Raw genomic sequence first — 14,410 nt, 5'->3', positions numbered from 1 at the left:
ATGACGTGCCGGATTCTGCGTGGCACGGTGCTGCTGCACTCGGGGGCGGCCGGTCAGAAGTAGCGCGTGGCGCGTAGCCAGAAGCGCGGTTCCTGCTTGGGGCCGTTTTGTTCGTTTTCGCGCTGGATGGGCCAGGCCATCGCGGCCATGACCTGATGCGACGGGCCGGCCTGCGTGATGCTCAGGCCGGCGGCGGACAGCCGCCGCTGGTTGCGTTCGTCGGTCCATGGGCGTTGGCTGAGCTGGACCCGGCCCGCGTCGGCGAAGGCCGCGAACTGCAGGCCCGCCATGGGCACGTAGCGCAATTCAAGCGAGGCCTGCCAGCCCGAGTCGCCGCTGCTCGAGCCGTTGGCGTAGGCGCGCACGCCGTAGGGGCCGCCCAGGCTGAACTGTTCGGAGCTGTCGAGGTTCTTGGTGGCGCGCTGGGCGCTGATCTGCCCGTACAGCGTGAAGGGGCCGTACAGGTGCTGCAGGCGCAGCAGGGTGAGGTTGAGCTTGCCGAAGCCGCCCGCGCTGCGGTTCAGCGCGCGGTCGCGGATGCGCTGGGCTTCGGTTTCCAGGCGCAGGGAGCCGTGGCTGTAGGAAATGTAGGCGGCGCTGCGGCCGCCGCCGAACAGGCTGTCCTCGCCGTTGGCCGACAGCGAGGCGGTGCCCAGGCGGATGCGCTTGGCGTGGCGCTGCGAGAACATGTCTATGTCGTCGCGCAGCTGGCGGTCCTCGTATTGCAGGCGCGCTTCCAGGCGGAAGTGGCGGCCGGTGATCAGCGGCTGCTGCATGAAGATGCCGGTGGTGCGCGCGCTGCCATGCGCTTCCAGGGTTTCGAAGTCGCGACCCAGCGCATAACGCATGTTGGACACGTTCAGGCCCAGGCGAGTGAGGGCGGGGCCGACCGGCGCCTGGTAGGCGGCGTAGTAGTAGCGCTGCTTGCGGTCGCTGGTCAGCAGGCGCAGGCTGAGCTGGTCGCCCAGGCGCAGCGGGCTGTTCACGTCCAGGCTGCCGCCCAGGCGGTATTCGCCGGTGTAGTAACCGCCGAAGTTGTCGGCGTCGATGCTGCCGGTGACCAGCGGCGTGGGAGCGGCGTTGACCAGCAGCGTGCTGGAGCCTGGGTGCGCGCCCGCGCGTAGCGTGCCTTGCACCGCGGCGCCGGGCAGGTCGCTCAGGCGCAGCAGGCGGCTTTCCAGATTGTCGATATGCACGGGATCGCCAGGCCGCAGCACGGACAGTCCCCGGCGCAACACCGCGTCGCTCACGCGCGACCGGTTGTCGAGCTGGATCTCGTCGTACACGCCTTCCTGTACGGCGATGTCGACCACGCCGTCGCGGATTTCCTGCGGCGGAAGATAGGCGCGCGCGAGCAGATAGCCCTGATCGTGGTAGTAGCGGGTGATACGGTCGGCGGCCGCGCGCAGGCCGGCCAGGTCCTGCTCGCTGCCGTTCAGGTCGGCGAGCTGCGCCTGCAGCGCGTCGGTGTCGACGTGGAGATTGCCCTGCAGCCGGAAGGCGCGCACATGCAGCCGTGCGCCGCCATCGGGATCGCCGGATGGTGCCGGCGCGGGCCGCGCCGCCGAGTCGTCCAGCGGCGCCTGATCGGGCAGGGGCGCGAATTCGGGCTGTGTCGATTCGATCTCGCGCAGGCTGCGTCCGGCGTCGGGCACCTCGGGGATTCTGGCGTTGGGCGATTGGGCGAATCCCGCCATGGGCACGGCCGCGCACAGCAGCAGGCAGGCCGCCCACGCGCGCGATGTCGATATGTGATCGGGATTGCGGCCGGGCGCCCGGGCGGCCATCGATGCGGGCACTGCATGCGGCGGAGTTGCCGCCGGGACATTCTTTTGTAGCGACTGCACGTGGTCTAGCCGCGGAGGCCGCGGTTCCTGTTCTTGCCGGCCGGACAGCGATACGGCGGCGGAGCCTATGAATACGCGTTCCGCAATGCAGGATTGCGGGTGAGGGAACTATAGGTAGCGGCTCGACAGGAAGATTTAGTATTTATTCGAATTCTGATTTTGACTAATACGAAACGCACCTGCGGCTCATTGGCAGAGCCTTGTATGACGAGTTCCCCGAGAGCCGTTGTCAGCCTTGGATCTTGCGGTTGTCCGAAGCAATCAGCGAGCGGGCCATGAGGCGAAGCGTGCCCTGAAAGCGGCATGTAGCCACGCTTTGCGCCGAATCCCGTCGTTTAGAATTCTCCGCACCCATGCAGGAAAAGGGCGTGCGCAACCGCGCGGCGTTCCTGTCTTGCGATCCAGATGAGCGGGAGGTGCGGTGTCCGATCTCAGCATACAAGTAGCGGTTGCCGATGATCATCCTGTGGTGCTTCTCGGCGTGGCAATGGAACTGGAGCGCAATCCGTCGCTGCGCATCATCGGGCAGGCAAACGATTCCACCGAACTGGTCGCCTTGCTGGACCAGCACCCCTGCGACGTGCAGGTGCTCGACTACAACATGCCCGGCGGCCGGTATGGCGATGGCCTGGTGCTGTTGTCTCATCTGCGGCGTCGCTACCGCGAGTTGCGGCTGGTGCTGTACACCATGGTGGACAATCCCGCGCTGTTGCTGGCGATCGTCAAGCAGGGCACGTCGGGCGTGGTCAGCAAGTCCGACTCGCTGACGCATCTGGTCGACGCGGTGCATGCCGCGCATGGCGGCCGGCAGTATTACTCGCCGACCATCAAGGACATGCTGCTCAACAGCATGATGGTGGCCGAACCCAACAGGCTGACGCCGCGCGAGGCCGAAATCGTCCGGCTGTTCTGCGCCGGCAGCACCATCACCGAAATCGCCGAGCGGCTGCACCGCAGCGTGCAGACCGTCAGCACCCAGAAGCGCAGCGCCATGCGCAAGCTGGGCGTGAGCCGCGACGTGGACCTGATCAAGATGTACACCGGCGGAGTCTGAGTCCCGCTGCGTGCGCCTTTTTTCACCGGCGCGACGCGGTCGCGCCGGGCATCCTGTCGTTCTTCCCCTGGTCACTCTTTAGTCGGCGTCCATTCCGGCTTGACCCCCGCTTTCCGGCTGCACTATGCTTGTTCTTTTATAAGGAACCGAGTTCCTTTTTAAGGAACTTTCATGAGCATTCTCGACGGCGTTCAACGCGTGCTGTCGCTTTACGCCGAAGGCGCGGTCGAACTGAGCTTCACCGACGTCGCGACGCGTCTGTCTCTGCCTAAAAGCACTACTTCGCGCCTGCTCAACCAGATGCAGCGCCATGGTTTGCTGGATCAGGACGCTTCTTCCCGCCGCTATCGCCCGGGCCTCATGCTGTCGATGGCGGCGCGGGCCGGCATGGCTGGCCGTCCGCTGGACTCGGCCTGTCGCCAGGTGCTGGCCCGGCTTTCCGAACGTTCGGGCCTGACGGCCTATCTGTCGACGTTGAACCAGCGCGAGACGGTGGTGTTGCAACGCCTGGACGGCTCGCATCCGGTGCAGGTGCTGTCGCCGCCCGGATCGCGCCGCGCCGCATCGGGCACCGCCATGGGCAGGGCTCTGCTGTCTCGCCTGAGTGACGCCGAATTCACGGATTTGTACGGTGCCAATCCGGTCTTGCACCTGCCCATGGAGGGACGAGATTGTCCCGGCAGTGTCGGCGAGTTGGCCGAGCGTGTGGCCCGGACGCGCGCCGAGCGCTGCGCCGTGGCGATCGACCAGGCCATGCCTGGCATCGGCGCCGTGGCGGCCGCCGTGCGCGATCCGCTTTCCGGCGAACTGCGCGGCCTGTGCCTGTCGTTCGTGTCGTTCCAGGCCGATGCCGCGCGCGTGGCGCAACTGCGCGAGGCGGTGCTGGAACTGGTCGGCGCGCTGGGCCGTGAACTCAATGATCCATTCTGGCAGGGTTGACGACGAACACGCGCCTTCCCGCCATCTAGCCGCGCGCGGCGTCCGCGGCATTCCAGTCATCGCATTCCGGATATCCGGACCTTCATCATCACGGAACCTCTCCATGAATCTTCTGCTTCTCAGTAATTCCAGCAGCGACGCCGGCTATCTGGCGCATGCCCTGGCCGACATCCGCGAATTGATCGCGGGCCTGCCGGCCGGCGCGCCCGCCGTGTTCGTGCCGTTTGCCGGCGTGACCCGCGGCTGGGACGACTACACCGCCATGGTCGGCGCCGCGCTGGCCGATACCGGCCTGGACGTGCAGCCGCTGCACCGCGCCGCGGACCCGCTGGCGGCGCTGGAAAACGCCGCGCTGATCATCGTGGGCGGCGGCAACACCTTCAATCTGCTGGGACAGCTGCGGCGCCAGGGCCTGCTCGACGCCGTGGCGCGGCGCGTGCGCCTGGGCACGCCTTATCTGGGCTGGAGCGCCGGTTCGAACCTGGCCTGCCCGAGCATCTGCACGACCAACGACATGCCCATCGTCGATCCGGAAGGCTTCGACGCGCTGGGGCTGTTGTCGTTCCAGATCAATCCGCACTACACCAACGCCCATCCTCCCGGCCATCGCGGCGAAACGCGGGCCCAGCGCCTGGCCGAGTTCTGCGTGCTGAATCCGTCCATGCCGGTGCTGGGACTGCCCGAAGGCTCGGCGTTGCGCGTGCGCGGCGATGTCGTCACGCTGCTCGGACCGCACGAGGCGCCGTTGTTCCTGGGACAGCAGGAGCCGCGCGTTTACGCGCCCGGCGCGCTGGAGCTGCCCGCGTGAAACAGGCCATCGACGCCATCGAGCTGTTGTCGTCCGCGCATGTCACGGGCGAAGCGGTCGCCGGGCGCTTGCGCGCGGCTGGCCGTTGCGACGTGACGGTCACGCGGCTGGAGCGGGATGGCGCGGCCACCGAGTTCCTGTCCATCGTGATTCCGGGCGCGGACGACAGCGCGCCCCAGCTGGGCATCGTGGGTCGCCTGGGCGGCATCGGCGCCCGTCCGGCGGTCACGGGATTGGTGTCGGACAGCGATGGCGCCGTGGTGGCCATCGCCGTCGCCTTCAAGCTCATGGCGATGGCCGCGCAGGGCGACGTGCTGCCCGGCACGGTGCGAATCCGCACGCACATCTGCCCGCGCGCGGGCACGCGGCCGCAGCAGCCGGTGCCGATGATGCGCTCGCCCTTTCCCATGCGCGAGATGATGGCGCACGAGGTCGACCCGCGCATGGACGCGATCCTGTCGGTCGACACCACGCGCGGCAATCGCCTGGTCAACCAGCGCGGCGTCGCCCTGACGCCGGTCGCCAAGCAGGGCTATTTGCTGCGCATACCCGAGACCATGCTGGACCTGCTGGGCTGGGTGAGCGGCGAATTGCCGCTGACGCTGCCTTTGACCACGCAGGACATCACGCCCTACGAGAACGGGCTGTGGCATGTGAATTCGCTGATGCAACCGGCGATCGCCACCGATGCGCCGGTGGTGGGCGTGGCGCTGACGGCGCAGACCACGGTGCCTGGCTGCGCCACGGGCGTGACCAATGCGGTCGACGCCGACGTGGCCATGCGTTTCTGCATCGAGGTCGCCAAGGTCTACGGCCAGGGCGCGCTGAAGTTCTACGACGAAGCGGAATGGGCCGCGCTGCAACAGCGCTATGGCTCGCTGGCGCATTTGCAGACGGTGGGGAACGCGCCCGATTGAGCGCTTTGGGGGCAGCGGCTGTCCGATAGCCGGGCAGCCGCCAGTCTTGCCGGCTTCAGTCCGGCAGGCGCGCCGCGATCTCGGCGATCAGGCGCCGCGCGGCGTCCAGCTTGCCGGCTGCGGGCAGGGGATGCACGCCCTGCGCATCGAACAGCACCAGCTCGGTGGTGTCCGCGTCCATGACTTTCTGCGCCAGGTTGCCCACCAGCAGCGGGATGCCCTTGCGCACGCGCTTGGCCTCGGCGTGCTCGGCCAGCTTTTCGGTCTCGGCGGCAAAGCCCACGCACCAGGGGCCGTCTTGCAGCCTGGCCACTTCGGCGAGGATGTCCGGATTGGGTTCGAACTCCATCTGCGGCGCGCCGCCGCCTTCGCTGGTCTTCTTGAGTTTCTGCACGCTGACGTTCTTCACGCGCCAGTCGGCCACGGCGGCCACGGCGATGAAGATGTCGGCATCCATGGCGCTGGCCATGACAGCATCGTGCATCTGCCGCGCCGTGGTCACGGACAGCGAGGTGACGCCGCGCGGCACGGGCAGCGCGGTGGCGCCCGTGACCAGGGTGACGCGGGCGCCGGCTTCGCGCGCGGCGCGCGCCAGCGCGTAGCCGGTCTTGCCGGACGAGCGGTTGCTCAGCACGCGGATGGGGTCGACCGGCTCGGACGTGGGGCCGGCGGTCAGCAGCACGTGGCGGCCGGCCAGCAACTTGGGCTGGAAGAAGGCGATCAGGTCGGTCAGCAGCTCGTGCGCTTCCAGCATGCGGCCGTCGCCGGTCTCGCCGCAGGCCTGTTCGCCGGCGGCGGGGCCGAGCACGGCAATGCCGTCGGCGCGCAGCTGTTCGACGTTGCGCTGGGTGGCCGGGTTGGCCCACATCTCGCGGTTCATGGCGGGCGCGACCAGCAGCGGACAGGCGCGCGCCAGGCACAGCGTGGACAGCAGGTCGTCGGCCATGCCGTGCGCCAGCTTGGCCATGAAGTCGGCGCTGGCCGGCGCGATCAGCACGGCGTCGGCGCCGCGCGTGAGGTCGATGTGCGCCATGTTGTTGGGCACGCGCGCGTCCCAGGCATCGACGAACACCGGGCGGCCGGACAGCGCCTGCATGGTGACAGGCGTGATGAAATGCGTGGCCGCCTCGGTCATGACCACGTCGACCGTGGCGCCTTGTTCGGTCATGCGCCGCACCAGCTCGGCGATTTTGTAGCAGGCGATGCCCCCGGTCAGGCCGAGGACGATGCGTTTGCGGGCGAGGTCGAGCATGGGGCGGGAGCGGCGCGGAGGGCGCCGCGTAGTCGAGGAATGGATATTGATTCTACAGCGCTCAGCCGCGCGGCTTGCGCGAGCGCAGCAGTTCGTCCAGCACCAGCAACACGGCGCCGCAGCTGATGCCCACGTCGGCCAGGTTGAAGGCGGGGAACTGCCAGTCATTCCAGTAGAACAGCAGGAAGTCCACCACGTGGCCGTAGACCACGCGATCGATCACGTTGCCCACGGCGCCGCCCAGGATCAGCGCCAGCGCCAGGCTGAAGCGCGGCTGGCCGGGCGTGCGACGCAGCATCCAGACGATGACCACCGCCGCCACGCAGCCCAGGCCGGTGAAGAGCCAGCGTTGCCAGCCTTCCTCGGTCGCCAGGAAACTGAACGCCGCGCCTCGGTTATAGACCAGCGTGAAGTCGAAGAACGGCAGCAGGTGCAGCCGTTCGCCGTACTGGAAGGCGGTGTTGAAATAGATCTTGGTCAGCTGGTCCAGGACGATGATGCACAGCGCCAGCGCCAGCCAGCCGCCGATCCGCGCCGGTGCGGCGCGGCCGGACGGCTGGTCCGGCGTCCCGTGGTCGACGGGGCCGGCCATGCTCAGGCCTTGCTGCGGGCTTCACCCGCGCCGAACAGGTTGGACACGCAACGGCCGCAGATCTCGGGGTGGTCCGCGTCCTGGCCCACGTCCAGGCGCCAGTGCCAGCAGCGCTCGCACTTCTTGTGCTGGGACGGCGTGACCTCGATGCGCGTTTCACCCTCGCCGGCATGCACGGTGGCGCGCGACACGATCAGCACGAAGCGCAGATCGTCGCCTAGGCTGGCCAAAAGTGCCTGGTCGGCGCTGGCGGCGTACAGATCGACTTCGGCTTGCAGCGACGAACCGATGTCGCCGGCCGTGCGGACTTCCTCGAGCTTGCGCTGCACTTCGGCGCGGATCGCGCGCAGGCGCGTCCACTTGGCCGTCAGCGCCTCGGCGTCGGCATAGGGCGGCAGGCTGTGGAAGACCTCGGTGAAGATGGTGACGCGCGCGGCGTCGGCCTGGTGCTTCAGCGCCGAGGCGACCAGTTCCTTCCAGGCTTCTTCGGCGGTGAAGGACAGGATCGGGGCCATCAGCTTGAGCAGCGCCTGGGTGATCTCCAGCAGCGCGGTCTGCGCCGAGCGGCGCGCCAGGCTGCCGGCCGCCGTGGTGTACAGGCGGTCCTTCAGGATGTCCAGGTAGAACGCGCCCAGGTCCTCGGAGCAGAAGGTCTGCAGGCGCGAGACGGCCGGGTGGAAGTCGTAGCGCTCGTAGTGCGCGCTGATCTCGGCCTGCATCTGCGCGGTCATGGCCAGCGCGTAGCGGTCGATTTCGAACAGCTCGCCATGCGGTACGGCCTGCGACACGGCGTCGAAGTCGGCCAGGTTGGCCAGCAGGAAGCGCAGCGTGTTGCGGATGCGGCGGTAGCCTTCGACCACGCGCTTGAGGATCTCGTCGGAGATCGACAGCTCGCCCGAGTAGTCGGTGGATGCGACCCACAGGCGCAGGATCTCGGCGCCGAGCGAATCGGATACCTTCTGCGGCGCGATCACGTTGCCCACGGACTTGCTCATCTTGCGGCCCTGGCCGTCCACCACGAAGCCGTGCGTCAGCAGGGCCTTGTAGGGCGGCTGGCCATAGAGCATGCAGCCGGTCAGCAGCGAGGAATGGAACCAGCCGCGGTGCTGGTCGGAACCTTCCAGATAGAGGTCGGCGGGCCAGGCCAGCTCGGCGCCGTGCGAGCCGGCGAAGGCGCCGTCCTTGCCGCCCAGCACGGTGGCGTGGGTGCTGCCCGAGTCGAACCAGACGTCCAGCGTGTCGCGGTTCTTTTCATACTGGTCTGCCTCGTCGCCCAGCAGCTCGCGCGGATCGAGCGTCTGCCAGGCTTCGATGCCGCCCTGTTCGACGCGCAGCGCCACCTGTTCGAGCAGCTCGACCGTGCGCGGGTGCAGCTCGCCGGTTTCCTTGTGCACGAAGAAGGCCATGGGCGTGCCCCATTGCCGCTGGCGCGACAGCGTCCAGTCGGGGCGGTTGGCGATCATGGCGTGCAGGCGGGCGCGGCCCCAGGCCGGATAAAAGGCCGTGGCGTCGATGCCGGCCAGCGCCGATTCGCGCAGCGTCGGGCCGCCGTCCTTGGGGGTGACGTCCATGCCCGCGAACCACTGGCTGGTGGCGCGGTAGATGATGGGCGTCTTGTGGCGCCAGCAGTGCATGTAGCTGTGCTTGTGCTTTTCCACGTGCATCAGCGTGCCCGCCAGCTTCAGGGCCTCGACGATCTTGGGGTTCGCGTCCCAGATCGACAGGCCGCCGAATAGCGGCAGGCTGTCGGCGTACTTGCCGTCGCCCATGACCGGGCTGATGAAGTCGGTGTCCTTCATGCCGTGCGCCTTGCACGACACGAAGTCCTCGATGCCGTAGGTCGGCGCCGAGTGGACCACGCCGGTGCCCGAATCGGCCGTGACGTAGTCGCCCAGGTAGACGGGCGCCGTGCGGTCATAACCGGGGTTGGCCTTGGCCAGCGGGTGGCGGAAGCGGATCCCGGACAGGGCGGCGCCAGGCGCCGTGGCGATGACGTCGCCTTCGAGCTGCCATTGTTTCAGGCAGTCCTCGACGCGGTCCTTGGCGATCAGCAGCAGCGGGCCGGACACGGGCGCGGGCGACACGCGCATCAGCGCGTATTCGATCTCCGGGTGCAGGTTCAGCGCCTGGTTCGACGGAATGGTCCAGGGCGTGGTGGTCCAGATCACGATGGCGCCATCGTCGATCGAATCCAGGCCGAAGGCCTTGGCCAGCGCCGGACGGTCGGCGAAGGGGAAGGCCACGTCCACGGCCGGATCGACGCGGTCGGCGTACTCGACCTCGGCCTCGGCCAGCGCCGAGCCACAGTCGAAACACCAGTTCACCGGCTTCAGGCCGCGGAACACATAGCCTTTTTCCAGAATGCGGCCGAGCGCGCGGATCTCGTCGGCCTCATTGCTGAAGTTCATGGTCATGTAGGGGCGGTCCCACTCGCCCAGCACGCCCAGGCGCTTGAAGTCCTTGCGCTGGCGGTCGATCTGCTCGAGCGCGTAGGCGCGCGCCTTGGACTGCACTTCCGCCACGGGCAGGTGCTTGCCGTACTTCTTTTCGATCTGGATCTCGATGGGCATGCCGTGGCAGTCCCAGCCCGGCACGTAGTGCGCGTCATAGCCGGCCATGTTGCGGCTCTTGACGATGATGTCCTTCAGGATCTTGTTGACCGCGTGGCCGATGTGGATGTCGCCGTTCGCGTAGGGCGGGCCGTCATGCAGCACGAAGCGCGGACGGCCGCGGCTGGCGGCGCGGATCGCCTGGTAGACGTGGTTTTCCTCCCACTGCGTGATCCAGGCGGGCTCGCGCTTGGCGAGGTCGCCCCGCATGGGGAAGGGAGTGTCGGGCAGGTTGAGGGATTTTTTATAGTCCATGAACGGCAAAATAGGCGCGCGCGTTTCGCGCGTCTTCGGCGATGGCGGCAGTCAGGGAAGGGAGATCGGGAAATTTTTCTTCGTCCCGCAGCTTGTGCAGGAATTCGACTCGCACGAGTTTACCGTAAGCATTGACGGTCTCGTCGAGCAGGTGGGCCTCCAGCAGCACCCGGCCGTGGTCCTCGACCGTCGGGCGCACGCCCAGGCTGGCCACGGCCGGCAGGGCGCGGTCGCCCAGGCCGTAGACCTGGACCACGTAAATGCCCGAGCGCGCCGCACAACGCGGCGCCACGCGCAGGTTCATCGTGGGAAAGCCCAGCGTGCGGCCCAGCTTCTGGCCGTGGATCACGTGCCCGCTGATATGGAACGGGTGACCCAGCAGATGGCGCGCGCGCTCCAGGTCGCCGACCGCCAGCGCGGTGCGGACTTCGGAGCTGGAAATGCGATGGCCGTGCTGGTCGGTCACGTCGGCCAGGGTCTGCACCTCGAAGCCGTGCCGCAGGCCGGCCTCGCGCAGCAGGTCGATGTCGCCGCTGCGCTTGTGGCCGAAGCGGAAGTCCTCGCCCACCAGCAGCCAGCGCGTCTGCAGGCCCTGGACCAGCAGGTTCTCGATGAAGGCGTTGGCCGACATTTCGGCCAGCCGGGAATTGAAGCGCTCCACCACCACCTGGGAAATGCCATAGCGGGCCAGCGCGGCCAGCTTGTCGCGCAGGCCGGAGATGCGGGTGGGCGCCAGTTCAGGCCGGCGGTTCAGGGCGGCAAAGTACTCCCGCGGATGCGGTTCGAAGGTCATCACGGCGGGCGTCAGGCCGCGTTCGCGCGCGACCTGGCAGACGCGCGCGAGCATGGCCTGGTGTCCGCGATGGACGCCGTCGAAATTGCCGATGGTCAAGGCGCTGGGCGCGCGTTGAGCGGGCGGGGGCAGGGATCGGTGGATGCGCAGCGTAGGTTTCACGGACGAGAGTTTACAATTTTGGATTCAGGATCAGTCCGCACCCCGCGCATTCTTGCGCCAGAGGGTGGCGGACCGGTCCCCAACCCGCCGCCGCTCCTGGGTAAAAATGGCCCGCCGGAGCGGAATGCGCGCCCGGCGCCGCGCGGGGTTTTTCTCGGAAATCGCTATCTTGCCGGATTCTTCTCTTATCAAGCGCCGCCTAGTCATCCTGATCTCGGGGCGCGGCAGCAACATGCAGGCGCTGGTCCAGGCCTGTCGCGACCAGGGCTGGCCGGCCGAGGTCGTCGCCGTCATCGCCAGCCGGCCGGACGCCGCCGGACTGGACTGGGCGCGCGCCCAGGGCATCGCCGCCTCGGCCCTGCATCACAAGGAATACGCCAGCCGCGAGGCCTTCGACGCCGCGCTGGCCGAGGAAATCGACCGCCATGCGCCGGACTACGTCATCCTGGCCGGCTTCATGCGCGTGCTGACGCCGGGCTTCGTCAACCATTTCGCGGGTCGGCTGGTGAATATCCATCCCTCGCTGCTGCCGGCCTTTCCTGGCCTGCACACCCATGCCCAGGCGCTGGCCACGGGCGTGCGCGTGCACGGCTGCACCGTGCATTTCGTCACCCCGGTGCTGGACCACGGCCCCATCATTGCCCAGGGCTGCGTGCCGGTGCTGGCCGGCGACACGCCGGATTCGCTGGCCAATCGCGTGCTGGAAGTCGAGCACCGGGCTTTTCCGGCCGCCGTGCGCTGGCTGGCCGAAGGCCGGGTTACGCTGACGCCTGACCACCGGGTGGACGTGCAGGGCGATCCCGAGCGCCTGTTCACCTGGTCGCCGGCCGCCTGACGGCCCGCCATCATCCGGCCTTCAGGCCCGCAATCGCATTTACCAGGGCGGATCGATGCCGCCTTATTTGGAATACACCATGAGCAAACCCCAATCTCCGCGTTCCCGTCCGGCCGCCGCCAAGGCGGGCGAAGGGCGCGACGGACGGTCTTTCTTCTCGCGCCCGAAGGGCGAGGCCCGCGCCACGGTCGAGCGTTCCGAGCGGCCCGCCCGGGCCTCGGGGCCTGATGGCGGCCGTGGCGGCCATGCCGAGCCGCGCGCCCGCCGTGACGCGCCGGCGGGGCGGCGGGACGACGGGGCGGGCGCCAGCCGCCGCGAATACGGCCGCGACGAGCGCCAGGAGGGCCGTCGCGAACACGAAGGCCGTCGTGAGCACGCCGGCCAGGATCGCCGCGAGCAAGGCGGCGGTCGCGAGGGGGCGCGCGCTTATGGTCGCAATGAGCGGCAGGGCGATGCCGGCCGTCGCGAGGCTCCGGCTCCGCGCGGCCAGGAAGGACGCCGGGAATACTCCCGCGATGATCGTCAGGATGCGCGCCGGGAATATGCCGGCGGCGCTCGCCAGGACGGCCGCCGGGAGCCGGGCCGTGACGATCGCCAGCAGGATCGCCGTGGTGAATACAACTACAACAGCCGCGACAGTCGTTCGCAGGGGCGCCCGGAATACGCCCGGGACGATCGCCGCGATGGCCGTTTCGACGGGCGTCGCGAGCAGGGCCATGCCGGTCGGGGCGATGAACGCCACGGCCAGCGCGCCTATCAGGACGGGCCGAGCGGCCAGAATCGCCAAGGCCCCCGTTTCGACGGCGGCCGCGACGACCGCGATTTCCGTGGAGAGCGTGATGGCCGTCCGGGCGCCGAGCGCCGCGATGGACGCCCGGGCCAGGATTCCCGTCCGACGTCCGGCCACGGCGGTCCGCGAGGCGGGCAGGCCCGCGCATCGCAGCCGTCGCGCCCACGCCAGCCCTATGCCGCCATTCGCATCGACCAGGTGCAGCGCGTGCTGGGCGAGATCCTGCAATGGACCTATCCGGCGGACGCGGCCTTGTCGCACTGGCTGCGCGGCCATCCCGGCCTGGGCGCCCGCGACCGCTCCGAAGTCGCCGAAGCCGTCTACGACGTGCTGCGGCATCTGCGGCGCTACCGCCAGTACGGTGAAAGCGGCGTTGGCCCGGCCTCGCGCCGTCTGGCCATCCTGGGCCTGGCCGCCACGCTGGGCGCGCAGGAACTGGCCGAAGGGTTGGACGCGGCCGAGGCCGAATGGCTGCAGCGCGTGTCGCGCATCGATCCGGCCACGTTGCCGCGCGCGGTGCGGGGCAGCATCCCCGACTGGCTGGACGAGCGTTTGTCCGCCATGGACAGCCCGGATACGTTGATCGAGGCGCTGAACCGCCAGGCCAGCCTGGACCTGCGGGTCAATCCGCTCAAGGCCGAGCGCGATGCCATGCTGGTCGAGCTGCAGCAGAGCGCCGGTCGCTACGAGCCGGTCGCCATGCCGTATTCGCCCTGGGGCATCCGCATGGAGGGCCGTCCGGCCATCAACCGCTGGGCCCAGTTCGAGAACGGCAGCATCGAGGTGCAGGACGAGGGCAGCCAGCTGCTGGCCCTGCTGGTGGCGCCGCGGCGCGGCGAGATGATCATCGATTTCTGCGCCGGCGCGGGCGGCAAGACGCTGCTGCTGGGCGCACTGATGCGCTCGACCGGCAGGCTGTACGCCTTCGATGTGTCGGCCGCGCGTCTGGCGCGCGCCAAGCCGCGTTTTGCCCGCAGCGGACTGTCCAATGTGGTTCCCGTGGCCATCGACAGCGAGAACGACACCCGCATCAAGCGCCTGGCCGGGAAGGCACAGCGCGTGCTGGTCGACGCGCCGTGCAGCGGCATCGGCACCTTGCGCCGCAATCCCGACCTGAAATGGCGCCAGCATCCCGAGGCGCTGGCCGAACTGGGCCAGCTGCAGGAGCGCATCCTGAACAGCGCCGCGCGCTGCGTGGCGCCGGGCGGTCGGCTGGTGTACGCCACCTGCAGCCTGCTGGCCGAGGAAAACGAGGTCCAGGCCGAGCGCTTCCTGGCCAGCCACCCCGAGTTCGAGCGCCTGGACGCCGCGGCCATCCTGGCCGGACGTTGCGAGAACCTGAAGCTGGAAGGCCCTTACGTGCAACTGCGGCCCGACCTGCACGGTACCGACGGCTTCTTCGCCGCCGTGTTCGAGCGCAAGAAGGCGGGCGCGAAGACTGAGCAGGATGCCGAGCCGTTGGCGCTCGAGGCCGAGGGCGAGATGGACGACGCATCGCCGCAAGCCGGGCAGGATGCCGGCGCGCAGACGGATTCGGCAGCCGGCGAAACCGCCTGA

Annotated in this window: 12 protein-coding genes; 6 read left to right on the top strand and 6 right to left on the bottom strand. The window is 68.7% G+C overall.

Annotated features, from left to right (window positions below; translation table 11 throughout):
• Positions 1-53 precede the first annotated feature (53 nt).
• Positions 54-1,799, bottom strand: coding sequence for a ShlB/FhaC/HecB family hemolysin secretion/activation protein (locus ACEU5R_RS01520; protein WP_392408891.1), 1,746 nt, complete (start codon positions 1,797-1,799; stop codon positions 54-56).
• A gap of 277 nt (positions 1,800-2,076) precedes the next feature.
• The gene (locus tag ACEU5R_RS01515; protein WP_392408890.1) at positions 2,077-2,310 is read right to left on the bottom strand and encodes a hypothetical protein; all 234 of its coding nucleotides are present in this window, start codon (positions 2,308-2,310) and stop codon (positions 2,077-2,079) included.
• Between the two features lie 24 nt (positions 2,311-2,334).
• Here ACEU5R_RS01515 and ACEU5R_RS01510 point away from each other — a divergent pair, with 24 nt between their 5' ends.
• The 4 genes from ACEU5R_RS01510 (at position 2,335) to ACEU5R_RS01495 (ending at position 5,565) form a co-directional block, all read left to right on the top strand.
• Positions 2,335-2,901: a response regulator transcription factor gene (locus ACEU5R_RS01510; RefSeq protein ID WP_233772485.1), complete on the top strand. Its 567-nt coding sequence runs from the start codon at positions 2,335-2,337 to the stop codon at positions 2,899-2,901.
• Between the two features lie 171 nt (positions 2,902-3,072).
• Positions 3,073-3,840 carry an IclR family transcriptional regulator gene (locus tag ACEU5R_RS01505; protein ID WP_392408889.1) on the top strand — a complete coding sequence of 256 codons (768 nt, stop codon included), beginning with the start codon at positions 3,073-3,075 and terminating at the stop codon, positions 3,838-3,840.
• 103 nt (positions 3,841-3,943) lie between these two features.
• Positions 3,944-4,648, top strand: a complete 705-nt coding sequence (gene pepE, locus ACEU5R_RS01500) for a dipeptidase PepE (protein WP_103275117.1) — start codon at positions 3,944-3,946, stop codon at positions 4,646-4,648.
• On the top strand, positions 4,645-5,565 hold the full coding sequence (locus tag ACEU5R_RS01495) for a DUF1177 domain-containing protein (protein WP_103275116.1): 921 nt from the start codon (positions 4,645-4,647) through the stop codon (positions 5,563-5,565). The genes pepE and ACEU5R_RS01495 overlap by 4 nt, the downstream gene beginning before the upstream one ends.
• 55 nt (positions 5,566-5,620) lie before the next feature.
• Here the strand turns inward: ACEU5R_RS01495 and coaBC are convergent, their stop codons facing one another.
• The 4 genes from coaBC to ACEU5R_RS01475 all read right to left on the bottom strand — a co-directional run bounded on the left by coaBC (position 5,621) and on the right by ACEU5R_RS01475 (position 11,228).
• Positions 5,621-6,817, bottom strand: a complete 1,197-nt coding sequence (coaBC, locus tag ACEU5R_RS01490; RefSeq protein WP_392408888.1) for a bifunctional phosphopantothenoylcysteine decarboxylase/phosphopantothenate--cysteine ligase CoaBC — start codon at positions 6,815-6,817, stop codon at positions 5,621-5,623.
• A 61-nt stretch (positions 6,818-6,878) separates the two neighbouring features.
• Entirely contained in the window at positions 6,879-7,409 is a 531-nt protein-coding gene (lspA, locus tag ACEU5R_RS01485) for a signal peptidase II (protein ID WP_103275114.1), read from the bottom strand.
• 2 nt (positions 7,410-7,411) lie between these two features.
• A complete protein-coding gene (gene ileS, locus ACEU5R_RS01480) occupies positions 7,412-10,273 on the bottom strand; it encodes an isoleucine--tRNA ligase (protein WP_392408887.1) in 2,862 nt (953 codons plus the stop codon).
• Positions 10,263-11,228 carry a bifunctional riboflavin kinase/FAD synthetase gene (locus ACEU5R_RS01475; protein WP_103275112.1) on the bottom strand — a complete coding sequence of 322 codons (966 nt, stop codon included), beginning with the start codon at positions 11,226-11,228 and terminating at the stop codon, positions 10,263-10,265. Before ACEU5R_RS01475 ends, ileS begins: the two co-directional genes overlap by 11 nt.
• Positions 11,229-11,397: 169 nt before the next feature.
• Here ACEU5R_RS01475 and purN point away from each other — a divergent pair, with 169 nt between their 5' ends.
• Together purN and ACEU5R_RS01465 are read left to right on the top strand one after the other, a co-directional pair.
• Positions 11,398-12,063: a phosphoribosylglycinamide formyltransferase gene (purN, locus tag ACEU5R_RS01470; RefSeq protein WP_233772484.1), complete on the top strand. Its 666-nt coding sequence runs from the start codon at positions 11,398-11,400 to the stop codon at positions 12,061-12,063.
• A gap of 997 nt (positions 12,064-13,060) precedes the next feature.
• Complete coding sequence (locus ACEU5R_RS01465) at positions 13,061-14,410, top strand: RsmB/NOP family class I SAM-dependent RNA methyltransferase (RefSeq protein WP_103275109.1); 1,350 nt, start codon at positions 13,061-13,063, stop codon at positions 14,408-14,410.

The organism is Achromobacter sp. 413638, from assembly GCF_043119405.1.
Lineage (GTDB): Bacteria > Pseudomonadota > Gammaproteobacteria > Burkholderiales > Burkholderiaceae_B > Achromobacter.
The sequence above is the reverse complement of the archived record's forward strand: the minus strand, read 5'-3'. Positions and strand labels throughout refer to the sequence as shown.

Bases quoted from the DNA above. Each gene is read 5' to 3' on its own strand.
- ACEU5R_RS01515 (WP_392408890.1), bottom strand. From the start codon at position 2,310: ATGATCATCGGCAACCGCTACTTGTATGCTGAGATCGGACACCGCACC.
- ACEU5R_RS01510 (WP_233772485.1), top strand. From the start codon at position 2,335: ATGGAACTGGAGCGCAATCCGTCGCTGCGCATCATCGGGCAGGCAAAC.
- ACEU5R_RS01505 (WP_392408889.1), top strand. From the start codon at position 3,073: ATGAGCATTCTCGACGGCGTTCAACGCGTGCTGTCGCTTTACGCCGAA.
- pepE (WP_103275117.1), top strand. From the start codon at position 3,944: ATGAATCTTCTGCTTCTCAGTAATTCCAGCAGCGACGCCGGCTATCTG.
- coaBC (WP_392408888.1), bottom strand. From the start codon at position 6,817: ATGCTCGACCTCGCCCGCAAACGCATCGTCCTCGGCCTGACCGGGGGC.
- lspA (WP_103275114.1), bottom strand. From the start codon at position 7,409: ATGGCCGGCCCCGTCGACCACGGGACGCCGGACCAGCCGTCCGGCCGC.
- ileS (WP_392408887.1), bottom strand. From the start codon at position 10,273: ATGGACTATAAAAAATCCCTCAACCTGCCCGACACTCCCTTCCCCATG.